At 70.9% G+C, this 24,695-nt stretch carries 22 protein-coding genes and 1 pseudogene; 21 read left to right on the top strand and 2 right to left on the bottom strand.

Annotated elements, in window-relative coordinates; all coding sequences use genetic code 11:
• Positions 1–850: 850 nt before the first annotated feature.
• The 20 genes and pseudogenes from IFT36_RS08740 to IFT36_RS08645 all read left to right on the top strand — a co-directional run bounded on the left by IFT36_RS08740 (position 851) and on the right by IFT36_RS08645 (position 21,504).
• The gene (locus IFT36_RS08740) at positions 851–1,702 is read left to right on the top strand and encodes a hypothetical protein (protein WP_200412904.1); all 852 of its coding nucleotides are present in this window, start codon (positions 851–853) and stop codon (positions 1,700–1,702) included.
• 4 nt (positions 1,703–1,706) lie between these two features.
• On the top strand, positions 1,707–2,699 hold the full coding sequence (locus IFT36_RS08735) for an HAD-IIA family hydrolase (protein ID WP_307785069.1): 993 nt from the start codon (positions 1,707–1,709) through the stop codon (positions 2,697–2,699).
• A 48-nt stretch (positions 2,700–2,747) separates the two neighbouring features.
• Positions 2,748–2,966 carry a hypothetical protein gene (locus IFT36_RS08730; protein WP_056044884.1) on the top strand — a complete coding sequence of 73 codons (219 nt, stop codon included), beginning with the start codon at positions 2,748–2,750 and terminating at the stop codon, positions 2,964–2,966.
• Positions 2,963–3,778 (top strand): TlyA family RNA methyltransferase, encoded by an 816-nt coding sequence (locus tag IFT36_RS08725; RefSeq protein ID WP_200412902.1) that lies wholly within the window; start codon positions 2,963–2,965, stop codon positions 3,776–3,778. Before IFT36_RS08730 ends, IFT36_RS08725 begins: the two co-directional genes overlap by 4 nt.
• Before the next feature lie 5 nt (positions 3,779–3,783).
• Positions 3,784–4,767, top strand: a complete 984-nt coding sequence (locus IFT36_RS08720) for an NAD kinase (RefSeq protein WP_236556878.1) — start codon at positions 3,784–3,786, stop codon at positions 4,765–4,767.
• The gene (gene recN / locus IFT36_RS08715) at positions 4,764–6,485 is read left to right on the top strand and encodes a DNA repair protein RecN (protein ID WP_192123910.1); all 1,722 of its coding nucleotides are present in this window, start codon (positions 4,764–4,766) and stop codon (positions 6,483–6,485) included. Before IFT36_RS08720 ends, recN begins: the two co-directional genes overlap by 4 nt.
• A 51-nt stretch (positions 6,486–6,536) precedes the next feature.
• Positions 6,537–8,246 carry a CTP synthase gene (locus IFT36_RS08710; RefSeq protein WP_159825496.1) on the top strand — a complete coding sequence of 570 codons (1,710 nt, stop codon included), beginning with the start codon at positions 6,537–6,539 and terminating at the stop codon, positions 8,244–8,246.
• The gene (locus IFT36_RS08705; protein ID WP_159825197.1) at positions 8,243–8,815 is read left to right on the top strand and encodes an NUDIX domain-containing protein; all 573 of its coding nucleotides are present in this window, start codon (positions 8,243–8,245) and stop codon (positions 8,813–8,815) included. The genes IFT36_RS08710 and IFT36_RS08705 overlap by 4 nt, the downstream gene beginning before the upstream one ends.
• A gap of 49 nt (positions 8,816–8,864) precedes the next feature.
• Positions 8,865–9,788: a site-specific tyrosine recombinase XerD gene (gene xerD / locus IFT36_RS08700; protein ID WP_200412901.1), complete on the top strand. Its 924-nt coding sequence runs from the start codon at positions 8,865–8,867 to the stop codon at positions 9,786–9,788.
• A 175-nt stretch (positions 9,789–9,963) separates the two neighbouring features.
• Entirely contained in the window at positions 9,964–10,863 is a 900-nt protein-coding gene (locus tag IFT36_RS08695; protein WP_056044876.1) for a ParA family protein, read from the top strand.
• Positions 10,847–11,701 carry a segregation and condensation protein A gene (locus IFT36_RS08690; protein WP_200412900.1) on the top strand — a complete coding sequence of 285 codons (855 nt, stop codon included), beginning with the start codon at positions 10,847–10,849 and terminating at the stop codon, positions 11,699–11,701. The genes IFT36_RS08695 and IFT36_RS08690 overlap by 17 nt, the downstream gene beginning before the upstream one ends.
• Positions 11,691–12,329, top strand: coding sequence for an SMC-Scp complex subunit ScpB (scpB, locus tag IFT36_RS08685; RefSeq protein ID WP_200412899.1), 639 nt, complete (start codon positions 11,691–11,693; stop codon positions 12,327–12,329). The genes IFT36_RS08690 and scpB overlap by 11 nt, the downstream gene beginning before the upstream one ends.
• A pseudogene (locus IFT36_RS08680) lies at positions 12,319–13,113 on the top strand (pseudouridine synthase); the annotation flags it as partial. The gene scpB and the pseudogene IFT36_RS08680, both read left to right, overlap by 11 nt.
• Positions 13,114–14,630: 1,517 nt before the next feature.
• Complete coding sequence (locus IFT36_RS08675) at positions 14,631–15,728, top strand: prephenate dehydrogenase (protein ID WP_056044918.1); 1,098 nt, start codon at positions 14,631–14,633, stop codon at positions 15,726–15,728.
• A gap of 134 nt (positions 15,729–15,862) precedes the next feature.
• Complete coding sequence (gene cmk / locus IFT36_RS08670) at positions 15,863–16,540, top strand: (d)CMP kinase (protein ID WP_056044916.1); 678 nt, start codon at positions 15,863–15,865, stop codon at positions 16,538–16,540.
• A gap of 48 nt (positions 16,541–16,588) precedes the next feature.
• Complete coding sequence (der, locus tag IFT36_RS08665) at positions 16,589–18,058, top strand: ribosome biogenesis GTPase Der (RefSeq protein WP_369794368.1); 1,470 nt, start codon at positions 16,589–16,591, stop codon at positions 18,056–18,058.
• A gap of 165 nt (positions 18,059–18,223) precedes the next feature.
• On the top strand, positions 18,224–18,559 hold the full coding sequence (locus IFT36_RS08660) for a hypothetical protein (RefSeq protein WP_200412898.1): 336 nt from the start codon (positions 18,224–18,226) through the stop codon (positions 18,557–18,559).
• Positions 18,556–20,355 (top strand): hypothetical protein, encoded by a 1,800-nt coding sequence (locus IFT36_RS08655; RefSeq protein WP_200412897.1) that lies wholly within the window; start codon positions 18,556–18,558, stop codon positions 20,353–20,355. Before IFT36_RS08660 ends, IFT36_RS08655 begins: the two co-directional genes overlap by 4 nt.
• A gap of 16 nt (positions 20,356–20,371) precedes the next feature.
• Positions 20,372–20,884, top strand: coding sequence for a hypothetical protein (locus tag IFT36_RS08650; protein ID WP_200412896.1), 513 nt, complete (start codon positions 20,372–20,374; stop codon positions 20,882–20,884).
• A gap of 53 nt (positions 20,885–20,937) precedes the next feature.
• Positions 20,938–21,504, top strand: a complete 567-nt coding sequence (locus IFT36_RS08645) for a hypothetical protein (protein ID WP_267659560.1) — start codon at positions 20,938–20,940, stop codon at positions 21,502–21,504.
• A 193-nt stretch (positions 21,505–21,697) separates the two neighbouring features.
• Here the strand turns inward: IFT36_RS08645 and IFT36_RS08640 are convergent, their stop codons facing one another.
• On the bottom strand, positions 21,698–22,150 hold the full coding sequence (locus IFT36_RS08640; protein WP_159825209.1) for a winged helix-turn-helix transcriptional regulator: 453 nt from the start codon (positions 22,148–22,150) through the stop codon (positions 21,698–21,700).
• 54 nt (positions 22,151–22,204) lie between these two features.
• Between IFT36_RS08640 and IFT36_RS08635 the strand changes: the two genes are divergently transcribed.
• Complete coding sequence (locus tag IFT36_RS08635; protein ID WP_200412895.1) at positions 22,205–23,428, top strand: MFS transporter; 1,224 nt, start codon at positions 22,205–22,207, stop codon at positions 23,426–23,428.
• Between the two features lie 481 nt (positions 23,429–23,909).
• Here the strand turns inward: IFT36_RS08635 and IFT36_RS08630 are convergent.
• Positions 23,910–24,695 (bottom strand): ABC transporter permease (locus IFT36_RS08630; protein ID WP_200412894.1); only part of this gene is annotated, 786 nt, incomplete at its 5' end.

Raw genomic sequence — 24,695 nt, 5'->3', positions numbered from 1 at the left:
AGACTCTCAGCGCCGATGGTACTGCAAGGGGGACCTTGTGGGAGAGTAGGACACCGCCGGACTCCTTTTAGTGCGAACAGCACACGAAACACCAGAAGAGCCGCCCCAGTTGGGGCGGCTTTTCTGCGTTACGGGACGATTCTCGCCCAGCCGAACCGCGCCTCCTGCAGTCGTGGTCGCTTTGGTAGAGTCGACCCTTCACAACTCGACAGCTGGCAGAGAACAACAGAGGAGCACTTCGGTGACTGATCGCGACGACGACGACCGCAAGGACGGCCCACGCCGTCCCTCCTCGGGCTCTGGCAGCAGTGGGGCGAACCGCGGTGGGGGCACAGGCCGGCCCTCATTCGGTGACCGGGGCCGATCGTCGAGCGATCGCCCGGCCGGCGGGCGTTCTCCGCGCGGCGAGCGTCCGTCCGAGGGACGTCCCTTCAACGGACGCCCCAGCGGGGGGCGACCCTCGAGCGGCGGGCCACAGCGCGGGGATCGTCCGCCCTACGGTGATCGGCCCCAGCGAGGGGATCGTCCCTCGTATGGTGACCGGCCTCAGCGGGGAGATCGTCCGTCGTCGGGCGACCGTCCGCAGCGCGGTGGTCGCCCGGGTGGCGACGATCGTCGCGGAGCAGGGCCTCGTACCGGTTCGACGGGACGTGGTGATCGTCGAGAGGGCTGGACGCCCCGCGAGACCCCGGAAGACCGTGACCCGTTCGGCATCAAGTCGGTCCGTCCGGCGCAAGAGGTCGCGCACGTCCCGGATGACGTCGAGCCCCGTGATCTGGACAAGGTCGCCCGTGGTGAGCTCAAGACGCTCAGCAAGGAGAACGCGGACTGGGTGGCCAAGCACCTGGTCATGGCTGGTCGTCTGATCGACGAGGACCCGGAGGAGGCCCACAAGCACGCCCTCTCGGCAGGACGTCGGGCCGGGCGCATCTCCGTCGTCCGCGAGACGATCGCCATCACGGCCTACCAGGTGGGGGACTACGCCCTCACCCTCCGCGAACTACGCACCTACCGTCGCATCTCGGGCCGTGATGACCAGTTGCCTCTCATGGTCGACAGTGAACGAGGTCTGGGTCGTCCCGAGCGGGCGCTCGAGCTCGGGCGGTCCGTCGACGTGTCGACACTCGACGTCCAGGTGCGCGTCTCACTGGCCATCGCGATGTCGGGTGCCCGTCTCGACCTCGGCCAACCCCAAGCTGCTCTGGGCGAGCTCGAGATCCCCCAACTCGACCGGACGAAGGCTTTCAGCTACAGCCCGGCCCTCTTCGCCGCCTACGGCACGGTCCTCGAGGATCTGGGTCGCCCCGACGAGGGGGAGAAGTGGCTCGAACTCGCCGACCGGGCCGAGGACGCTCTCGCGGCCCTCGAACACGGTGGCGCCGACGGCGAGACCGTGGAGATCGTCGAGGAGGACGTCGAATTCTCCGACGAACGACCCGTCGCCCTCGACGAGCCCGGTGAGCTGACCATCGAAGAGTCGGATGAACCGATGTCTGACGAGCCCGGTGAGCTGGCGCTCGGCGAGCCCGACGGCGTGCCAGGGGAGTCCCAGGGCGGCGCCGACGACCTCGACGGACCCGAGCAGCGTCCGGACGACCGCGCGGACGAGCAGCACGACGAGGAGCAGGGCCACCACGATGAGACTGCCGATCCCGAGACGACCCCGCAGGGCACGGACCACGTCGACGACCACCGTGCCTGACGCGGTGACGCCTCTCGACGGCGTCGACACCGTCCTCGCCGACCTCGACGGGGTCGTCTACCGGGGGCGGCACGCCATCGACCACGCGGTCGAGAGCCTGACGGACCTGGCTCGTACCCGTCGCGTCGGGTACGTCACGAACAACGCGTCGCGGACCGCCGAGACGGTGGCCGGTCAACTGGCCGGTTACGGACTCGAGGTGGACGCGGACGACGTGGTGACGTCCCCGCAGGCCGCCGTGCGCCTCCTCGTCGATGCCGTGCCCGCCGGCTCGACGGTGCTGGTCGTCGGCGGCGAGGGCCTGACGTCGGTGCTCGAGGCCGAGGGCTTCGTCGTCACCCGTTCGGCCGACGACGCGCCCGCGGCGGTCGTGCAGGGTTTCAGCCCTGACGTCGGATGGGCGCAGCTCGCCGAGGCGTCCGTCGCCTTGCACACGGGCATCCCGTGGATCGCGACGAACACGGACTGGACGATCCCGCAGGAGCGTGGTGTCGCGCCCGGCAACGGAACGCTGGTGTCCGCGGTCCACACGGCCGTCGGGCGCCTGCCCGTGACCGCCGGCAAGCCCGAGACCCCGATCTTCACCGCGGCCGTCGAGAGGTTCGGGGCGACGAAGGCCGCGTTCATCGGGGACCGGCTCGACACCGACATCGTCGGCGCGAATGCCGCGGGACTCGTCTCGATCCTGGTGCTGACCGGCATCGACGGCGCGAAGCAGGTGCTCGCCGCCGACGCGAAGTCCCGGCCGGACTTCATCGTCGGCGACCTCCGTGAGTTGGACCAGCCGTATCCCGACACCGTCGAACACGACGAAGAGGACGTGCACGTCGTCACGGTCCGTGGGGCGAGCGTCGCCGTCCGCGGTCACGTGGTGCGGGTGTTGTCCGACGGAGGCGACCCCGTCGACCTGCTGCGCGCGGGGGCCGCCGCGGTGTGGGGGACAGGCAAGGCCATCTACGGGCTCGACGTCGACCCGAAGCTGCACGCCGACGGCTGATCGCTCCCGACCCGACCGTCAGGGGCGGCGGCTAGTCTGGACGGCACCATGAGCGACCATCCCGACGCGACCGTCCGCGGCGACACCGACCTCGACGTCGTGGACGCCGCAGACCGTCAGGAGGCGCAGGTGGCGTCCGCCGAGCAGCTGTCGGGCATCGAGTCCCTCCCCTTGTCCTCGCGGGCCGAGGCCTTCGCCGCGATCCACGACGAGCTCCGCGCCGTGCTCGAGGGCACCACCGACGACATCGGTCAGGGCGGTCGATGACGGCCGCCGAAGCGCCGGGGGATCGACTCGACTCGGTCCTCGCCCGGCGTGGTCTCGCCCGGTCACGGACGCATGCCGCCCGCTTGTTGTCGGACGGATTGGTGACCGTCAACGGCGTGGGAGTGGTCAAGGCGTCCGCTCGGGTGGGCGAGTCGGACGACGTCGCCGTCGCCGGCCTCGACCACTACGTGAGTCGTGCGGCACACAAACTCCTGGGTGCGCTCGACGCGTTCCGGGTCGACCCCACGGGCCGGACGGCCCTCGACGTCGGAGCGTCCACGGGCGGGTTCACGCAGGTCCTCCTCGAGCGCGGGGCCGAGCACGTGGTCGCCCTCGACGTCGGCCACGGTCAGTTGGCCAACCCGGTTCGTTTCGACCCGCGAGTCACGATCGTCGAGGGCGAGAACGCGCGCTACCTGACGGCCGAGCGGTTCGCGGCGTTGACGACCCGTGCCTCCTCGGTGTCGCTCGTGGTGGCCGACGTGTCGTTCATCTCCCTGACGATGGTGCTGCCCGCACTCGTGGCGAGCGTGGGTGTGGACAACGACTTCGTCCTGCTGATCAAGCCGCAGTTCGAGGTCGGCCGACAGGGCGTCCGGGAGGGTCTCGTGCTCGACCCCGTGCTGCGGAACGAGGCCGTCACCACGGTGTTGTGGGCCGCCCACGACCTGGGGCTCGGCACGGCCGGGCTCATCTCGTCCCCGATCGTCGGCGGCTCGGGCAACCGCGAGTACTGTGTGCACTTCTCGGCCTCGGTCGGGACGAATCCGACAGAATGGCTCAGCACGGCCGACAGCTTGACGAGAGGGTGAACGACATCTCTTCGACACGACACATCCTGGTCGTCTCGCACACGGGGCGTCCCGACTCCATCGACGCCGCCCTCGAGGTCTGCGGGTTGTTGGGCGACGCCGGTGTGGTTCCCGTCCTTCCCCGCGACGAGTGGGACGACATCCGTCGGGCCCAGCCCACGGCCGCCATCGACGACGTCGAGATCCTGTTCGACGGCGTGGCCTGCGACGACCTCGAATGCGTCATCGTCCTGGGTGGCGACGGCACGATCCTCCGTGCCGCCGAGTTGATCCGCGGTACCCGCGCTCCCATCGTCGGGGTCAACCTCGGCCACGTCGGGTTCCTGGCCGAGAGCGAGCGCGACGAGATGGCCGACACCGTCGCCCGCGTCCTCGCGGCCGACTACGAGGTCGAGGAGCGGTTCGCGCTCGACGTCAAGGTCACCAACGGTGACGAGGTCGTCTACGAGACCTGGGCCATGAACGAGGCCACGGTCGAGAAGGCCTCACGCGAGCGCATGCTCGAGGTCGTCATCGAGGTCGACGGTCGTCCCCTGTCGTCGTTCGGCTGCGACGGCGTGGTCATGTCCACGCCGACCGGCTCGACGGCCTACTCGTTCTCGGCCGGCGGCCCGGTGGTGTGGCCTGCCGTGCAGGCCTTGCTGCTCGTGCCGCTCAGCGCCCACGCGCTCTTCGCCCGACCACTCGTCGTCGGGCCCGACTCGGTGCTCGCCGTCGAGGTGCTGAGCCGCACGGACGCTCGCGGCATCCTGTGGTGTGACGGTCGCCGCGAGCACGACCTGCCCCCGGGGGCCCGGGTCGAGTGCAGCCGCTCCGACCAGCCCGTGCGACTGGCCCGCCTGCGGACGGGCCCGTTCACCGATCGCCTCGTGGCCAAGTTCCAGCTCCCCGTCACGGGCTGGCGCGGACCGGCCACCGTCGAGGACGTCGCCGTCGGGGCCACCATCACCCCGACCACGTCCGATCCGGCCCGCGAGGGCGACCGATGATCGAAGAGATCTCGATCCGCGACCTCGGCGTGATCGGTCGCGCGACCCTGCCGCTCGGCCCCGGCTTCACGGCCGTCACCGGCGAGACGGGGGCGGGCAAGACCATGGTCGTCTCGGCGCTCGGCCTGCTGCTCGGTCAGCGTGCCGAGAGCGGCGTCGTCCGCTCGGGCAGCCCCCAGGCCGTCGTGGACGGGCGCTGGCTGGTCCCTGCCGAGGGGGCCATCGTCGAGCGCGTCCGGGACGCGGGCGGCGACGTCGACGACGGCGAGCTCTTCCTCAGTCGCGTGGTCTCGGCCGAGGGACGTAGCCGTGCGGTGGTCGGCGGACGCACGGCCCCGATCGGCGTGCTCGGCGACCTCGCCGACCACCTCGTGGTGGTCCACGGCCAGTCCGAGCAGATCCGACTGAAGTCCGCTGCCGCCCAACGCGCGGCCGTCGACGCGCACGGCGGGGCCGCCCTCGCCGAGGCCGCCGCACACTACCGTGGCGCGTACGACGCCTGGCTGGCCGCCCGAGCAGAACTCGACGAGATCACCCGCGACCGCGACGCCCGACGTGACGAGGCCGACACCCTGCGGGCCGCGATCGACGAGATCGAAGGCCTCGCCCCCGTGGCCGACGAACTCGACGAGCTCGATGCCGCGGCCGAGCGACTCAGCAACGCCGAAGACCTCAGGCTGGCAGCCGGCCTCGCCCACGAGGTGCTCTCGACCGACGCGGTCGACGGGACCCGCGACGTCGTCTCCCTCGTGGAGGAGGCACGCCGTCAGATCGAACGCGTCGCCCCGCACGACCCGGCGCTCGAGCCCATCGCCGACCTGCTGGCCGAGGTCAGCGTGCAGGTCGGCGAATCCGCCTCCCGCCTGTCGAGCTACCTCGGCACCCTCGACGCCGACGTGGCCGTCGAACTCGAGTCGGTGCAGACCCGCCGCGCGGACCTCGCCGGGCTCGTCCGCAAGTACGGCCCCACCCTCGACGACGTCATCCGCCTCCTCGACGACGGCAGCCGACGCCTGGTCGAGCTCGACGGCGACGACGACCGCCTCGCGCACCTCGACGACGAGGTCGCCGAGCTGCGGGCCGAGGCCGAACGACGGGCGGGCGTCCTCGGGGACCTGCGCCGCGCCTCCGGGGCCGACCTCTCGACGCGGGTCAGCGCCGAGCTGAGCGCCCTCGCCATGACCGGTGCCGAGATCGTCGTCGAGGTCTCGCCTCGGGACGAGCTCGGGACGAGCGGCGGCGACGTCGTGTCGCTCCTGCTGAGGCCGCACCCCGGCAGCGAGCCCCGCCCCCTCGGCAAGGGCGCGTCCGGCGGCGAACTCTCGCGCGTCATGCTCGCGCTCGAGGTCGTCATGGCCGGGTCGAGCGACGTGCCCACCTTCGTCTTCGACGAGGTCGACGCCGGCGTCGGCGGTTCGGCCGCGATCGAGATCGGCCGACGCCTGGCGGCGCTCGCCGAACGGGCACAGGTCATCGTGGTGACGCACCTGGCCCAGGTCGCCGCGTTCGCCACCAACCACCTCCGCGTCGTGAAGGACGCCTCGGGCGAGGTGACGGCGAGCAGCGTGCACCAGCTCGAGGGCGACGAGCGCGTCGCCGAGATGGCCCGTCTGCTCTCAGGGCTGCCCGACAGCTCCAGCGGTCTCGAACACGCCCGTGAACTGCTCGAACTCGCCTCGTCGGCCCGACGACCGGCCACGGCCGACACACGTTCGTAACAGGCGTGGTCTGTCGGAACGGCTCGGTGTGACATAGGATGGAATCCCGTGGTGAACGTTGAGAACTCGGGTCCAGATGCCAGCACGACGAAGCACATCTTCGTCACCGGAGGCGTCGTCTCCTCCCTCGGAAAAGGCCTGACGGCCGCCAGCCTGGGCAATCTGCTCACGGCCCGCGGGTTGCGGGTCGTCATGCAGAAGCTCGATCCGTACCTGAACGTCGATCCGGGCACCATGAACCCGTTCCAGCACGGTGAGGTCTTCGTCACCGACGACGGCGCCGAGACCGACCTCGACATCGGCCACTACGAGCGGTTCCTCGACATCGACCTCGGCCAGTCGGCGAACGTCACGACGGGGCAGATCTACTCGACCGTCATCGCGAAGGAACGACGCGGCGAGTACCTCGGTGACACCGTGCAGGTCATCCCGCACATCACCGACGAGATCAAGCGGCGCATGCGCCAGCAGGCCGACGACGACCCCAAGCCCGACGTGATCATCACCGAGGTCGGCGGCACGGTCGGCGACATCGAGAGCCAGCCGTTCATCGAGGCCGCCCGTCAGGTGCGCCACGAGCTCGGTCGCAAGAACGTCTTCTTCGTGCACGTCTCCCTCGTGCCCTACATGGGCGCGTCGGGGGAGCAGAAGACCAAGCCGACCCAGCACAGCGTCGCGGCCCTGCGCTCGATCGGCATCCAGCCCGACGCCCTCGTGCTGCGCAGCGACCGTCCGGTCAGCGAGAGCAACAAGAAGAAGATCGCCCTGATGTGCGACGTCGACGAGGACGCCGTGGTCAACGCGAAGGACGTCGCGAGCATCTACGACATCCCGGCCATGCTCAACGACCAGGGGCTCGACGCGTACATCATCGACCACCTGGGCCTCGACGAGAAGGCCGGCGAGGTCGACTGGTCGGGCTGGCAGCCCGTCCTGACCGCCGTCCACGAGCCGAAGCACGAGGTCACGATCGGCCTGGTCGGCAAGTACATCGACCTGCCCGACGCCTACCTCTCGGTCACCGAGGCCCTCAAGGCCGGCGGGTTCGCACACCAGACCAAGGTGTCGCTGACCTGGATCCCCTCCGACGACTGCGAGACCGCCGAGGGCGCCGCGAAGGCCCTCAGCCAGGTGGACGGCATCTGCGTGCCCGGTGGCTTCGGCATCCGCGGCATCGAGGGCAAGCTCGGTGCGCTGCGCTTCGCCCGCGAGAACGGCCTGCCGGCACTCGGCCTGTGCCTCGGCCTGCAGTGCATGGTCATCGAGTACGCGCGCAACGAGGCCGGCCTGACCGGCGCCTCCTCGTCCGAGTTCGACCCCGACACCGAGTACGCGGTGGTCGCGACCATGGCCGAGCAGGTCGACATCATCGCCGACGGTGACCTGGGCGGCACCATGCGCCTCGGCCTCTACCCGGCCGCGTTGACGCCGGGTTCGCTCGCCGCCGACCTCTACGGGTCCGAGCTGGTGTCCGAGCGTCACCGTCACCGCTACGAGGTCTCGAACCAGTACCGTCAGCAGATCGCCGACGCGGGCCTGCGCTTCTCGGGCACCTCACCCGACGGCACGCTCGTCGAGTACGTCGAACTCGACCGCGACGTCCACCCGTTCTACATCGGGACGCAGGCCCACCCCGAACTGCGGTCCCGCCCCAACGACGCACACCCGCTGTTCGCCGGGCTCGTGGCGGCGTCGCTCGAGCGCCACGATGCGAGCAAGCTGTTCGCCGACGAAGCCGACGCCGCCGAGGTCGTGGCGTGACCGACGCGACCGGTGAGCCGCTCGCCGACGAACCGGCGTCGCCGACGATCACGAAGTCCGAGGTCGTCTTCGAAGGCGCGGTCTGGAACGTCAAGCGCGACACCGTCGACTACAACGGCTCGCCGATGGTGCGCGAGTACGTCGCGCACACCGGTGCCGTGGCGGTGCTGGCCGTCGACGACCAGCAGCGCGTGCTCGTGATCAAGCAGTACCGGCACCCGATCCGCTCCCGCGACTGGGAACTGCCCGCCGGCCTGCTCGACGCCGAGGGTGAGAGCAAGCTCGACGCCGCGAAGCGCGAGCTCGCCGAAGAGGCCGACCTGCAGGCGACGAACTGGGACGAGCTCGTCTCGTTCCACACCACACCCGGCGGCAACGACGAGATGGTCACGGTCTTCCGGGCGACCGGCGTCGGCGCCACGGCGGACGCGTTCGAGCGGAGCGACGAAGAAGCCGACATCGAGAAGCGCTGGGTCTCGCTCGACGAGATCGTCGACGGAGTGCTGGCCGGCCGGCTGCACAACTCGATCCTCAGCATCGCGGCGCTCGCCGCGGTCGCGTCCCGCTGAGGCGTGCGTCGCCGAGGTGGCACGGCGGTCCCGGCCGTAGCCTGACCTCGTGACGATCGAGGAGGCGCTGGACAGGTACCTGAGGCACGTCTCGGTCGAGCGTGGCCTCAGCCCGAACACGACCGCCGCGTACCGCCGCGACCTCGTCCTCTGGCGAGCGCACCTGGCGGAGGCCGGACGGCGCACCCTGGACGAGGTCGAGGCCGCGGACGTCGCGACGTTCCCCGCGGCTCTGGCGACCCGCGCCGAGAAGCCGCTCGGCGCCTCCTCGGTGGCCCGGGTGTTGTCGTCGGTGCGCGGTTTCCACCGCTTCGCGCTCGAGGAGGGGCTGGTCGCGGCGGACGTGGCAGCCACCACCCGGCCGCCCAAGCTGCCGAGTCGTCTGCCCAAGGCGATCTCGGTGGGTCAGGTCGAGGCGCTGCTCGCCGCGACGGACGGTGACGAACCGACCCGACTGCGCGACAAGGCCCTGCTCGAGCTGCTCTACGCGACGGGGGCACGTGTGAGCGAGGCCGTGTCGCTCAACGTCGACGACGTGATCGAGGGCGACGTCGTGCGCCTGTTCGGCAAAGGGAACAAGCAGCGCGTCGTCCCGCTCGGCAGCTACGCGCGCCGGGCGCTCGACGCCTACCTGGTGAGGGCCCGACCGGTGTTCTCGCCGCGGGGAGACCCGACGCCCGCGCTGTTCCTCGGCACGCGCGGGGCCCGGGTGTCCCGGCAGAACGCGTGGCTGATCATCCAGGCGGCGGCCGACCGGGCCCAGCTCGGCATCGAGGTGTCGCCGCACACGTTGCGGCACTCGTTCGCGACGCACCTGCTCGAGGGCGGGGCCGACGTCCGGGTCGTGCAGGAGTTGCTCGGGCACTCGTCGGTCGCGACGACGCAGATCTACACGCTGGTGACGGCGGACGCGCTGCGGGACGTCTACGCGACGGCGCACCCGCGTGCCCGGTGGGCGTCGTCACCCGCGTGACGACCCGGCGACGACCAGACGTCGACCCGGCGCCCACCAGGCGGGGACCCGAGGCCGACCCGGCCCCGACCTGGCGCTGACCAGGCAAAACCCTCAAGCAAGGCATGAGGCTTCCTGGTGACGGGCCGGGCGCGGCAGCCCGTCGGCGTCGGGGGGCGCCGGTACTCTCGTACCCGTGAGCACCAAGCCGACCTCGAGCACCCCCGCCCTCTTCGAGAGCGCTCCGGCGACCGTCCCCGCGAACGGCCCCACCGGGCGCCCGCGCACCGAGTTCCCGACTCCCGCGCCCCTGTCGAGCCACGGCCCGGCCCGCATCATCACCCTCTGCAACCAGAAGGGCGGCGTCGGCAAGACCACCACGACGATCAACCTCGGCGCCGCGTTCGCCGAGTACGGCCGTCGCGTGTTGGCCATCGACTTCGATCCGCAGGGTGCGCTGACGGCCGGCCTCGGCGTGCAGTCCCACGACCAGGCCACGATCTACGACCTGATGATCGGTGCCGTGAAGGACGCGCACGACGTCATCGTGCCCACCCGCGTCGACAACCTCGACGTCATGCCGGCCAACATCGACCTCTCCGCCGCCGAGGTGCACCTCGTCAACGAGGTCGCCCGCGAGCAGATCCTCGCGCGCATCCTGCGCCAGGTCAGCGACGAGTACGACGTGGTCCTGATCGACTGCCAGCCCTCGCTCGGCCTACTGACGGTCAACGCCCTCACCGCGGCGCACGGCGTACTCATCCCGCTCGAGTGCGAGTTCTTCGCCCTCCGCGGCGTCGCCCTGCTCGTCGAGACCATCGAGAAGGTGCGCGACCGGCTCAACCCCGCGATCACCCTCGACGGCATCCTGCCGACCATGTTCGACTCGCGCACCCTGCACAGCCGCGAGGTGCTCGAACGCGTCGTCGAGGCGTTCGACGACCAGGTGCTCGAGACCGTCATCGGCCGCACCGTGAAGTTCCCCGACGCCTCGGTCGCCGGCACCCCGATCACCAAGTTCGCCCCCGAGCACCCGGCGGCGCAGGCCTACCGCCAGCTGGCCCGAGAGCTGATCGCGCGTGGTGCCGCGGCCTGAGTCGGCGACCGCCGAGGCCGGCGCCGACGAGACCGCCCTCGCGGGCCCGGAGGTCTCGCCGGGCTTCGAGGTGCGGCTCGAGAACTTCAGCGGGCCGTTCGACCTGCTGCTCTCGCTGATCAGCAGGCGCGAGATGGACATCACCGAGGTCGCCCTCAGCGCCGTGACCGACGAGTTCCTGTCGTTCCTCCGTCGCATCGACACCGACGAGAACCTCGACCAGGCCAGCGAGTTCATCGTCGTCGCGGCGACGCTTCTCGACCTCAAGGTGGCGGGGCTGCTGCCCCAGGGCGAGCTCGTCGACGCCGAGGACGTCGCCCTCCTCGAGGCGCGCGACCTGCTCTTCGCCCGGCTGCTGCAGTACCGGGCCTTCAAGCAGGCCGCCGAGTGGTTCGCCCAGCACGGCGCTGCCGAGGCGGCGCGTCACGCCCGCTCGGTGCGGCTCGAACAGAAGTACCGCGTCACGACCCCCGAGCTCGTCTGGACGCTCTCGCCCGACGACTTCGCGGCGCTCGCCACCCTCGCGCTGACGCCGCGCGAGACACCCACGGTCGGCCTGGACCACCTCCACGCCCCCCTGGTCAGCATCCGCGAGCAGGCGGCCGTCGTCGTGGCGCTGCTCCGTCGTGGGTCTGTCCTCACCTTCCGCGAGCTCGTCGCGGGAATCGACGAGAAGGGCGTCGTCGTCGCCCGGTTCCTCGCGCTGCTCGAGTTGTACCGCCACGCGTCCATCTCGTTCGATCAGGTCGAGCCGCTCGGTGAACTCAGCGTGCGCTGGGTGGCCGAGACCTGGACCGAAGAGAACCTCGCGGCGCTGGGGGCCGACTATGAGGGCTGACGCGACCCGCGCCTCCTCGTCCGTCGACACGGCCGACGACGACGTGGTCCAGGCCGTCGACGAGTCGCCGTCGTCACCCGATGCCGTCGCACGTCGTCTCGAGGCGTTGTTGATGGTGGCCGACGAGCCGCAGTCGCTCGTCGACCTGGCGACCGCCGTCGGCGCACCCGTCGCCGCGGTGCGGCAGGCGATCACGACGCTCGTGGCCGATTTCGACGGTGTCGACGGCACGACCCGACGGGGTTTCGAGCTGCGTGAGGTCGGTGGCGGCTGGCGATTCTACGTCCGTGACGAGCACGATCCGGTCGTGCGCGATTTCGTGCTGACGCAGAACCCGACGAAACTGTCCTCAGCGGCTCTCGAGACGCTGGCGGTCATCGCCTACAAGCAACCCATCACCCGCAGCAGCATCGCCCAGATCCGGGCGGTCAACGTCGACTCGGTCGTCCGTACGCTGTTGGGTCGCGGTCTGATCACGGAGTCGTCCACCGACCCCGAGACAGGCGCCATCAACTACGAAACGACAGGCCTCCTCTTGACCCATCTCGGCATCAACTCGCTCGATGAGCTGCCGCTCATCTCGCCCCTGCTCTCGGACGGCCAAGGGGGTTTCGACGATGTCGCGTAGTCAGTTCTCCTCCGACGACTCCGAGCTGGCCTCGGGCGAGCGCCTGCAGAAGGTCATGGCGGCCGCGGGCGTGGCCTCGCGCCGGGTCAGCGAAGACATGATCGCCGCCGGGCGGGTGACGGTGAACGGCAAGGTCGTCACCGAACCCGGCCGCCGCATCGACCCGACCAAAGACAAGATCGTCGTCGACGGCAGCGCCGTGCAGCTCGACGCCACGCGCCGTTACGTCATGCTCAACAAGCCGGTCGGAATCGTCAGCACCCTGAGCGACGAGAACGGCCGGCCCGACCTGCGCCAGTTCACCGAGCAGTACGAAGAGCGCCTCTTCAACGTCGGCCGCCTCGACGTCGAGACGAGCGGCCTCCTCGTGTTGACCAACGACGGCGAGCTCGCGCACGTTCTCGCGCACCCGTCGTTCGGCGTCACCAAGACGTACATCGCGAAGGTCAAGGGCGTCGTCACGCCCGCCGTGCTCAACGAGCTCATGACCGGCGTCGAACTCGACGACGGCCCGATCGCGGCGGACAAGGCGACGCTCGTCGCCGGTGGCGCGGGTCTCTCGCGTTCGTCCGACTCGTCGCTGATCGAGATCACCCTGCACTCCGGGCGCAACCGCATCGTCCGTCGCATGCTCGAGGCCGTCGGCCACCCGGTCATCGACCTCGTGCGCCGGTCGTTCGGCCCGCTGCACCTCGGCACGCTCAAGGTCGGCCACATGCGCTCGCTGACCAAGGTCGAGCTCGGGGCCATCCTCACCATCTCGCGCGACGCCACGGCCGACTCGACGGTCGACGCCGCCCCGATCACCGAGAGCCCCGACGCCCCCGTCGACGAGGCCGACGTCGTCGAGCTGGCCCTCGCCGACGACGAGGTCGAGAAGGACTACTACGACGAGGACGACGAAGAGTACGACCCCGCGACCGATGCCCGTGCCGAGCGTCGCCGTGCCGCGGCCCGCGACCAGGCCGAGTCGACCTCGCGCCGGGCGCAGGTCCGCCGAGAGCAGGAGGCGCGCCGCGGTCAACGCGACGAGAGCCCGACCCGAGGTGGGTACCAGGGCAACCGGCACGACGGACGCTCGGGCGACGAGCGTCCCGTGCGCGGCTACCAGGGCAACAACGACGACGGTCGCGGACGCGAGGGGCGACCGGCTCGCACCGGTTACCACGGCAGTGACGAGCGTCCCGCTCGCGGCGGGTACCAGGGACGTGACGACCGCGGTGGATCTCGTGGTGGCTACCAGGGCCGCAACGACGACGGCCGCGGCGAGGCTCGTGGCGGCTACCAGGGGCGGAACGACGACGGCCGCGGACGCGACGAGCGTCCGGCCCGTGGCGGGTACCAGGGACGTGACGACCGCAGTGGAGCACGACCGGGGTACCAGGGGCGGAACGACGACGGCCGCGGTCGTGACGATCGCGGTGGGTTCGTGTCACGCGACGATCGCGGCTCGCGAGGCGGGTTCGTCTCGCGCGACGACCGTGCGCCTCGAGGTGGCGGAGACCGTCCGCTGAGCCCTGGTGAAGAGCGCGCGGCGGGGTACCCGAACCGCGACGCCAACCGCGACCCGCGCACCGGACGCCCCTCGGGCATCCGTGCCGGCGGCAAGGCGACCAACCGCGGATGGGTCGACCGCGGCGCAGCGGAGCGGGGCGAAGACGACCGTGGCGCGCGTGACGACCGTCGTGCCGGTGCCGGTGGCTACACGGGTGGGCGCGATTCGCGCGACGACCGTGGGCGCTCGCGTGGCGGGTACCAGGGCCGCGACGACCGAGGCGGACGTGACGATCGTGCCGGTCGTGACGACCGCGGTGGTTCGCGCGGTGGGTACCAGGGTCGCGACGACCGTGGTGCGTCGCGTGGCGGCTACCAGGGACGAGAACAGCGTGACGACCGCGGAGACTCCCGCGGTGGCTACCAGGGTCGTGACGACCGCGGTGGCTCGCGCGGTGGCTACCAGGGTCGTGACGACCGTGCAGGCCGCGACGGGGCCCGCAGCGGCGGCTACCAGGGCCGTGAGCAACGCGACGACCGCGGGGGTTCGCGTGGCGGACCCGCCCGTGGCCCGCGCGACGACCGCGGAGGCCGCGACGACCGTGGTGGGCGCGACGACCGCGGTGGTCGTGACGACCGTGGCGGCGACCGTCCGCACCGTGGCCGACCCGACGCCGGGGGACGTGGTCCCCGAGGGGGCGGACGGTCGTGACCGACGCGCACCGCGCCTCCTCATCCGACGACGCCTTCGGGTCTGACGCGCCGCTCGCGGACGCGCCGCCGGCCGACCCTTCGACGGTCGGCGCGCTGACGGCGGGCAGCCGCCGGCTGGCAGGCCAGGTGCGCATCGTCGGTTCGGGTCTGCTCGGTGCCAGCATCGGTCTGCGTCTGCGTCAGCACGGGGTCGACGTGATCCTCGACGACGTGTCACCGGCGGCGCGCAGCCTCGCCGTCGACTACGGCGCCGGGCGGCCCCCGGCCGACGGCGACGCCCCCGGGCTCGTCGTCGTCGCCGTGCCGCCCGACGTCACCAGCGACATCGTCGCGCGCGAACTCGACGCCTGGCCCCAGGCGCTCGTGACCGACGTCGCATCGGTCAAGGTCGCCCCGCTCGCCGAGTTGCGTGCGCGCGGCGCCGACGTGTCGCGGTACATCGGCTCGCATCCCATGGCCGGCCGCGAACGCGGGGGAGCCGTCTCGGCTCGCGCCGACCTCTTCGTCGGCCGCCCCTGGGTCATCGCGGGGCACGACGACATCACGTACCGTCGGGCGGCCGCCGTCGAAGACCTGGCGCTCGACCTCGGAGCGACCCCGATCGAGATGACGCCGGAGGAACACGACGCCGGCGTCGCCCTCGTCAGCCACGCGCCGCAGGTCGTCGCCTCCCTCATGGCGACGCGTCTGCGCGACGCACCCGACGCCTCGCTCGGCCTCGCCGGTCAGGGCGTCCGGGACGTCACGCGGGTCGCGAGCAGCGACCCGGCGCTCTGGACGCAGATCCTGGGGGCGAACGCCTCCCGCGTGGCCGTCGTGTTGCGCGACCTGCGCGCCGACCTCGACCGCGTCGTCGAGGCCCTCGAGGCACCCGACGCGCCGGGCAGTCGCCGCGCCGTCGCCGAGAGCATCGGCGCCGGCAACGTCGGCGTCGCCCGTCTGCCCGGCAAGCACGGGCAACAGACCCAGTTCAGCTCGGTGATCGTCATGGTCGACGACACTCCCGGGCAACTGGCCCGCCTGCTCACCGAGATCGGTGAGATCGGCGTCAACCTGGAAGATCTGCGGCTCGAGCACTCGCCGGGCGCACAGGTAGGACTCGCGGAGGTATCGATCGTGCCCGAACAAGAAGACCGACTCGTCACCGAACTCGAGACCCGGGGTTGGACCGTCGTGGGGGCGTTCGCGTGAGCGGCGACCAGGGCGGCACGAGCCCCGTCGGCTCGTCGGACGTCGACCCCGAGCGCTCGCCGGGTGAGCACGGCGTCGGAGGTCCCGCCGGCGAGGCCCACGTCGAAGAGTTGCGGGCCGAGACCGCCGAGGCCGTGCACCGCCACGTGGTCGTGGCCGTCGACGGGCCGGCCGGAAGCGGCAAGTCGAGCGTCAGCCGCGCCTCCGCAGCTTCCCTCGGCTTCGACTACCAGGACACCGGGGCGGCCTACCGGGCCTTCGCCTTGCACGCGCTCGACAGCGGCGTCGACCTCGACGACGCCGAGGCCGTCATCGCGACGCTGCCGACGTTCCACTACGCGATCGGGATCGACCCGGCCCGCGCCTCCTCGGTGACGATCGGTGGTCGCGACGTCACCGACGAGATCCGCACGCCACGCGTGACGACCGCCGTCAGCCACGTGGCCAAGCTGCCCGAGGTCCGCCGCTTCATGGTCGACCTGTTCCGCCGCATCATCGCGTCGACCGACAAGCCGGGCATCGTCACCGAGGGGCGCGACATCACGACCGTCGTCGCACCGGATGCCCAGGTCAGAATCCTGTTGACCGCGAGCGAAGCCGCTAGAATGGCCAGGCGTTCGGCCGAGGTGACCGGGCAGAGTGCCGAAGAGACAGCTCGGCAGCTCTCGACCCGCGACCGGCTCGACAGCAAGGTCGTCGACTTCATGACCGCCGCACCCGGCGTCTCCACCGTCGACTCCACCCAACTCGACTTCGACCAGACCGTGCAGGCCGTGGTCGAGCTCGTGCGAGCGAGCACCCCCATTTCTTAAGGAAGCCCCATGGCAGACGACGACAAGTACCCCGAGCTCGACGAGCAGATGGTCGACCGCATCCAGACGATGCCCGACGAGGACGCCGACCAGCGCGCCCGAGCCCTCCGCGCCGGCCTGACCGACTACGACCTCGACGAGGGCGACATCGACGTCCTCGAGGGGGCCGACTGGGACCCCGACGCACTCACCTACGCCCCGGCCCTGCCGGTGCTGGCGATCGTCGGCCGACCGAACGTCGGCAAGAGCGCCATGGTCAACCGCATCCTCGGGAGGCGCGAGGCCGTCGTCGAGGACAAGCCCGGCGTCACGCGCGACCGCGTCTCGTACAAGGCCGAATGGGGCGGACGCCGCTTCACGCTCGTCGACACCGGCGGATGGGAGCCCGACGCGATCGGCATCGACCGCTCGGTCGCGATGCAGGCCGAGATCGCGGTCGACCTGGCCGACGCCGTGCTGTTCGTCGTCGACGTCAACGTCGGGGCGACCGCCACCGACGAGGCCGTCGTGCGGATGCTCCGTGCCTCGCACAAGCCGGTCATCCTCGTCGCCAACAAGAGCGACGACGCCCGGAAAGACCTCGAAGCCGCGTCACTGTGGTCGCTGGGGCTGGGCGAGCCCTTCCCCGCGTCGGCGCTGCACGGTCGCAACGTCGCCGACCTGCTCGACCTGTGCATGACCAAGCTGCCCGCGGTCTCGACCGTGGCCAAGCAAGAGATCGGCGGCCCTCGTCGCGTCGCGATCCTCGGTCGACCGAACGTCGGCAAGAGCTCGCTGCTGAACAAGGCCGCGGGCGAAGAGCGCGTCGTCGTCAACGAGCTCGCCGGCACGACCCGTGACCCCGTCGACGAGCAGGTCGAGATCGCCGGTCGCGTGTGGACCTTCGTCGACACCGCCGGCATCCGCAAGCGCGTCCACCTGCAGCAGGGCGCCGACTTCTACGCGTCGCTGCGCACCTCGGCCGCGCTCGAGAAGGCCGAGGTCGCGGTCGTCGTGATCGACGTAACGGAGCAGATCTCGACGCAGGACCTGCGCATCATCGACCTCGTGCTCGAGTCGGGTCGCGCGCTCGTGCTCGCCTTCAACAAGTGGGACCTGCTGGACGACGACCGTCGCCGCTACCTCGAGCGCGAGATCGAGCAGGACCTCGACCACGTGTCGTGGGCCCCGCGCGTGAACATCTCGGCCCGCACGGGTCGTCACCTCGAGAAGCTCGTGCCCGCCCTCGAGCTCGCGCTCGAGTCGTGGGACACCCGCATCCCGACCGGCAAGTTCAACGCCCTGCTCGCCGAGCTCGTCGCCGAGCACCCGCACCCGCTGCGGTCCGGCAAGCAGCCGCGCATCCTGTTCGGGACCCAGGCCGCGAACCGCCCGCCGACCTTCGTGCTCTTCACGACCGGGTTCCTCGACCCGCAGTACCGTCGCTTCATCACGCGACGCCTGCGCGAGATCTTCGGCTTCGAGGGGACGCCCATCACAGTCAACATGCGCGTCCGCGAGAAGCGCAAGCGCCCGTAGTCCTTCTCCCGTGCCCGTCCCGTCGACGGAACGGCACCGCCCGCAGGCCCGCCTGTGGACTGAACGCCCGGTTGTGGATCGTTTCCACACCGGGCGTTCTGCATTGCTAGGGTGGCTCCCATCGGCAGCGATATGTGAATGTCGCATGATGGAGGGCGAGGGTGCATGGCAGACCTGGTGGTGGACGAGAAGACGCTGACGTCGGTTGCGTGGCGGGTGTCGACGGCGGCCGTCGACGCCGAGGTGTCGGCGACGCTGACGCTCGGGTCGGCGGCCGACGTCGGCTCACCGAGCGTGGCGGGGGTCCTCGACGAGGCGACGGGGCAGCTGGTGAGACGGGCGGGGTTGGCCGTCGAGGCGATCCAGGCGGTGGGCGACTTCACGACGACGTTCGTGCGCGAGTTCGAGCAGGTGGAGTCGCGGCTCGCCGCCGGCTTGTCGGTGGACGACCTGGCCGCTGACGTGCCGGTGGACGACCTGGCCGGGGTGGGGTCCAAATGAGTGCCGACGCCGGCCCGGGGGTCGGGTCGGTCGAGGGCATCCGGCAGCTCGCGACGACGAGGCGGACCGAGGTCGACGATCTCGAGGTGGCGGCCTACCGGTTGGCCGAGGCGGCGAGCTGGGGTGCCGAGTGCTGGCGGGGACGCTCGGGCGAGCAGTTCGTCGCGTCCATGACGGACGTGTCCGCCGAGGTGACTGCTGTGGCTCGGGGCCTCGAGCACCACGCGGCGGCGCTCGAGGCGTACGCGGTCGACGTGTCGTTGATCCAGGGGTCTCAGCAGACCCTGGAGGCGCGGCGCGCGATGGCCGAGCAGAACATCCTCTCGACGGGGGTCGCCTTGAAGACGATCATGCGTGAGGCGCAGGACGCGGCGCGGGACGACCTGATCGGCATCGTCGTGGAGTCCGAGTACCGCTCGGGTGAACGGTCGACCTTGCAGCGTCGCATCGACGACGAGCAACGCGAGCTCGAGGTCGTCGCGGGCTTGTGGGCCGACCTGGTCGAAGAGCGGGCTGCGGCCGATCGTCGGTGCATCGCCGCGCTGCAGAGCCCCGAGGCGATGGGGTCCCTGCCGCAGGTCACCGGGGAGGCCCTGGCCGCGGGGTCGTCCGAAGAATTGTTGGCGCTGCTGGCAGGGCTCTCGGCCACGGAGCTGACGATCTTGCTCGAGCAGCACCCCGAGCTGGTCGACGAGGCGTTCCTGGCCGATCCCGAGCGGGTGCGGGCCTGGTGGGACGAGCTCGGCCAGCAGGGTGCGCGGAACGCTGATGGGCTGACCGCGGTGCAGGTGGCACTGGTGCGAGGGGCTCCGGCGATCATCGGGGCCCTCGACGGTCTGCCGCCGTCGGTACGGGTGGCGGCGAACGTGTTCAACGCGAAGCGGCGGATGGCCGAGATCGACGAGATGGTGGGGCCGATCGGGCGGCGGGGGCTGCAAGGCGACGATGAGCTGCTGGCCGCACTGGCGCGCGAACGCGCGTACCTCGGGCGAGCGGTGGCGGAGCCGCCGACGGTTCAGCTGTACCTCTTCGATCCGTCGAAGAGTCGCATCATCGAGATGATCGGGGACTGGAACGAATCGACCAGGACGGTGCTGACCTACGTGCCGGGGACGCTGACGAACATGGACTCGTTCTACGGGAAGAACGGAAGTCTGCAGCAGATGGCGAAGTGGCTGGAGGCGAATGATCCGGATGGAACGTCCGTGGCGTTCGTCTTCAAGGACGGAGTCTTCCCGGGTGGCGCCGAAGGCAGCAAGAACCCGGCCGAATTCGTCGGGGCTTTCGCGCAGGCCAACGACCCCGAATTCGCGCGCGGGACGAGCAAGTCGCTGTACGACTTCCAGCGGGGGCTGGCCGTGGATCCGATCAGAACGGAACCCGGATACCGCGACGTGGCCATCGGGCACAGTTGGGGGTTGGCGAACATCACGTCCGCCGAGGTCCATGGGGCCACGTACGACAAGGTGATCTCCCTCGCGGGTGCCGGGATGCCGCCGGAGTGGGAGCCGCGAGCGGGCACGACCTACACCGACTACAGCTACTGGGACTTCCTGATGGAGGCCCAGTCAACCGGTGGTGTCTGGGGCGGGCGGAACCCGAACCGGTCCGACGACTTCGACTCGCGTGGGTACTACCAGAGTCCGCATGACGTGGAACTCGAGCAGACCGGGGCAAGCTACACCCCGGTCTGGAAGCTGGACGACAACCATGCGCTCGTCGCTCGATCGAGTGACGACAATGCACCGGTGCGCGATGCGCTCACGGACGAGATCTATGAGGAACAGCATGACTAGGCGACGCGGAGTGTGCGTGGCAGCTGCCCTCGTCTTTGGATTGATCGGCCTATCGGGCTGCAACACCGAAATGCATGACAACGCGAAAAGGACGCTCTACATGGACGAAGAGACCGATCGAGTAGACCTGCCGGCCCTGAGACGGGACATCATGGATGTCCAGCGACGTTTCGCGTCGATGGGTCCTGAGGATCAGATAGTCGGAATCCTCGAACCGCCGGACGGCGTCCTGATGTCGTGTTCGGACGGTCGATTCCAGTGGACGGGCTCGACCACTGTCGAGTACTCGACCGTTCCGGAGGAACAGGGCTACTTCGAGGGACTGGAGGCGGAGCTTGCTGACGACGAGGCGTTCAGTACCAATCGCCAACTTTCCCCCGATGGCGAGAGCGAGCGCCTCATTGTCATGAGCGAGGACGGCACTCGTTACTCGGTCAGGGTATGGACGGGCCGCTCGAAGGTCCAGGTGTCGTCGAGTTCGTGGTGCTTCATGCTGCAGCCCGGGCAGGCAGAGGATGGTCTGTTCTGAGGGCGGAGTAGGGCACCATTGGTGTTCGTGAGACGAGCGGACGGGGTGCGAGGGTGACGGGCACTGGGCTGTGGCACCGCGCCTCCTCGGGGTTGGGCTTGTCGGCCGCGGCCGACCGGGTGTGGCAGCGGCTGCAGCTCGACCGGCTGGCCGGGGGTCGACACTCGGGCTACGTCATCCACGAGGACATGCAGCGGCACCCGCGCACGGTCCGTAGCTTCGTCGGCATCCGGTGGCTCCTGTTCGGCGAGACCGTCGTCGGGCTCACCGCCATCTTCATCGCCGCCGTCCTCACCAGCCGAGGCGAACACGTCCCGTGGGCCGTGTGGTTCCGCTCCACGGTCGTCCTGTTCATCACCGCCTCGCTGTACGTCTTCGCCTGGCGCGCCCAGCTCGGCTACTACTGGGCCTACTCGCGCCTCCGCCTGTTCAGCCGCATCTTCCCGATCGTGACGCTGATCATCGCGACCATCCCCGGGCTCTACCCCGGGTGGATGGTCGTCGAACAGATCGTCTTCTCGCTGCTGATGATCGGCATCGGTGACCTCCTCACGAGCGACCACATGCGAGCGGCCTTCCCGCGACCGGCGAAGCCCGACGCGGTCGACAGCACGGGCTGAGAGTCCGGACTCCTGTCACCACGCCACGCCACGAGATAAACACCCCGCCATTCGATTCTGTGGCGGGGTGTTTAGTTCGTGGCGGGCAGGCGGGCTCGCAGGCGGGGCTGCGGGGTTGGCGGGTGGACCGACAGCCGGGCGAAGGCAGGCAGGTGGGCCGGCGGCAACGGCCGCAGGCCCGAGGAGGCGGGGCCTAGTCGCTCGCGCTCAGCACCATCTCGACGTCGGCGGGCTCGACCTCGCGGCCGTCGCCCGTGACGAACGCGACCCGCACGGGTTCACCCGACCCGGCGACGCTGAACCGCCGTGCGGCGCCGTCGGGGTGAGGATCGTGCTCGTCGCCCCAGACGGCGAGGGCGGCCAGCACGGGGGAGAGGTCGCGGCCGGCGTCGGTCAGCAGGTACTCGACGCGCTCACGGGCCCCGTCCTCCCGGTAGGTCGAGCGCTCGAGCACGCCGGCGGCGACGAGCGACTCGAGCCGGGCCGTCAGCACGTCGGGCGACAGGCCGAGCCGCGCCCGGAACTGCGAGAACCGGGTGTGCCCGAGCAGTGCCTCCCGCACCACGAGCAGGGCCCAGCGCTCACCGAGCAGGTCGAGGCTGCGCGCGATGCCACAGCGCGGGTCCAGGGGTCCACGAGAAGCCATGCCGACACCCTACCTCGATAGGCTTTTCGTATCCAGGGTGCTAGCGTCGCCGTCATGCCCCGTGACCTCGCTGCCTCCGTCCGTCCCGACGGGCCGGACCGGCGCGCGTTCTGGACCTGCGCCTCCGTCCTCGCCCTCGCCTTGTGGACGAGCGGCGCCGCGACGCCGGTCTACCCGCTCTACGCGACCGACTGGCAGCTGACGCCGTTCGTCACGACCGCGATCTTCGCCGTCTACCCGCTCGTCCTCGTCGTCGTGCTGCTCGTCTTCGGCAGCCTCAGCGACACGATCGGTCGGCGGGCGAGCATCCTGCTCGGCGTGAGTGCGTCCATCGTCGGTGTGCTGCTGTTCGCGCTGGCGCCGGACGTCGGTTGGGTGCTGGTCGGCCGAGCGTTCATGGGCCTGGGCGTCGGCCTGTCGCTCAGCCCCGCCACCGCCGCGATGATCGACATCGCCGGTCCCGTCAATTCAGCGCGCACCGGAGCCATCAGCACCGCCTCCACCGCCGTGGGCCTCGTCTTCGCGACGCTGCTCGGCGGAGCGCTCGTCCAGTACGCGCCCGAACCGCTGCACCTCACGTACTGGGTTCTGCTCATCGTCGAGGTGGGCGTGCTCGTCCTCGTCTGGCGGCTGCCGCGGGACCGGGACGCGCTGGCCGGGCGCTGGAGGCCACGGTGGCCGAGCGTGCCGCGCGCGCTCCTCGGGGCGGTGGGCGCCGCGGCCGTCTGTGTCAGCGCCTCCTACGCTCTCGGGGCCGTGGTCCTCTCGCTCGGTGCCGAGATCGGCGTGACACTGATCGGCAGCGACAACGCGTTCGTGACCGGCGCGGTGATCGCCCTGTCGATGGTGGTCATCGCGGTCGTGGCGCTGGCGTCACGACGCGTCCCGGTGGTCGTCGCCGTCGTCGTGGCGGCGGGGGCGACGGCGCTCAGCTTCACGGCACTGGTGCTGGCCGCTGCACAGCAGTCGTTGGGCCTGTTCTTGGCGTTCTGCGTGCTGTCGGGCGTCGGCTACAGCCTCTTCTTCGCGTCGGGGCTGGGGATCGTGTCGCGATTCGCTCCGGAGCACCACCGGGCAGGGACGCTGTCGGCCGTGTACCTCGTCGCCTACCTGGTGCAGGGGGCGACCGCCCTGTGGCTCGGGGCGCAGGCGACCCGCGGAGGGCTCGAGAGCGCCGTCGACGTCGGAGCCCCGGTGATCGTGGGGCTGGCGCTCGCGGCGATGGTGGCGGTCGTCGTGGTGATGCGCGGGCGGGAGCGGCGGCGGGTCGCGGCGTAAGGGCAACATGCGGCCACCGGTCAGCGGCCAGCGGCGGCGGGCGGCGGGCGGCCGGCGGCACAGCTCGCGGCGGGCAGCAGAGCCCGCGGGCCGCGACCCGCGGGCGGCATTCAGCACAGCTTGCGGTGGTCGGCACAGCCTCCCCGGGTAGGTCCGCCTACAGGGCGGCAAGGAGCGGAGCGCAGGAGGCGCGGGGCGGGCAGGATGCGCGGCGTGCGGACGGGGCGAAGGTAGGAGGCGCTGGCCGGGCAGCGCGCGCGGCGTGCGGACGGCAGGTGCTCGGCTTGCATCCCGCCACGAGGTACACACGCCGCCACGCGATGTCGTGGCGGCGTGTGTACCTCGTGGCGGGGTGGGGCGGGCCACGACGCCAGGAAGTGGTCACCGCGCCAGGCTTAGTCCTGGCGCAGTGACCACCGCTTGGCGTCATACGCGGACGGCGCGGCAGACCGCCCGCCGCCTGCGGCCTGCGGCCCGCGGCCTACCGCCAGCGCCGCAGCGCCACGCGCTGCACGACGTTCAGCACGGTGTCGCTCAGCGTCCCGAGCAGCGCCAGCAGGACGATGGCGAGGAAGATCCGGTCGACGCGTCCGTTCGACTGCGACTCGGTCAGCAGGAAGCCGAGGCCCATCGACGACGCGATCAGCTCGGCCGCGACCAAGAACAGCCACGCCTGCGCCAGCGCGAGCCGCAGCCCCGACACGAGCGAGGGCAGCACGGCCGGCAGCTGCACCCGGGTGAAGAGCGACACCCGCCGCAGGCCGTAGGCGCGTCCGGCCTCGACGAGCTGCGGGTCGACGTGCCGCAGCGACCCCGCGACCGTGGTGAAGACGGGGAACGCCGCACCGATCGCGATCAACGTCACCTTCGAGTCCTCGCCGATGCCGAGGTACAGGATCAGCAACGGCACCCAGGCCAGCGACGGCACGGCCCGCACGGCCGCGATCGACGGCGCGAGCAACGCCTCGCCCACCCGCGACAACCCGACGACGGCGCCGACGACCAGCCCGATCACGGACCCGACCACGAACCCGATCAGCACCCGCTGCACCGAGATGGCGACGTAGAGGCCGAGCTGACCCGTGGCGGCGAGGTCGACTCCTGCCCGCGCCACGTCCGCAGGGGACGGCAGGCGGTACGAGGGCACTCCGCCGACGGTGGTGGCGAGCACCCAGGCGGCGAGCACGGCGGCCGGCACGAGCACCCCGAGCAGTGCCAGGCGGCGGGGAGGGGTCGCGCCCGGGGCACCCGGGCGTCGCGGGGCGGG

This window comes from Frigoribacterium sp. CFBP 13605, from assembly GCF_014839405.1.
Taxonomy (GTDB): Bacteria; Actinomycetota; Actinomycetes; order Actinomycetales; family Microbacteriaceae; genus Frigoribacterium.
Note: the sequence above shows the minus strand (reverse complement) of the source record. Positions and strands in the feature narration are given on the sequence as shown.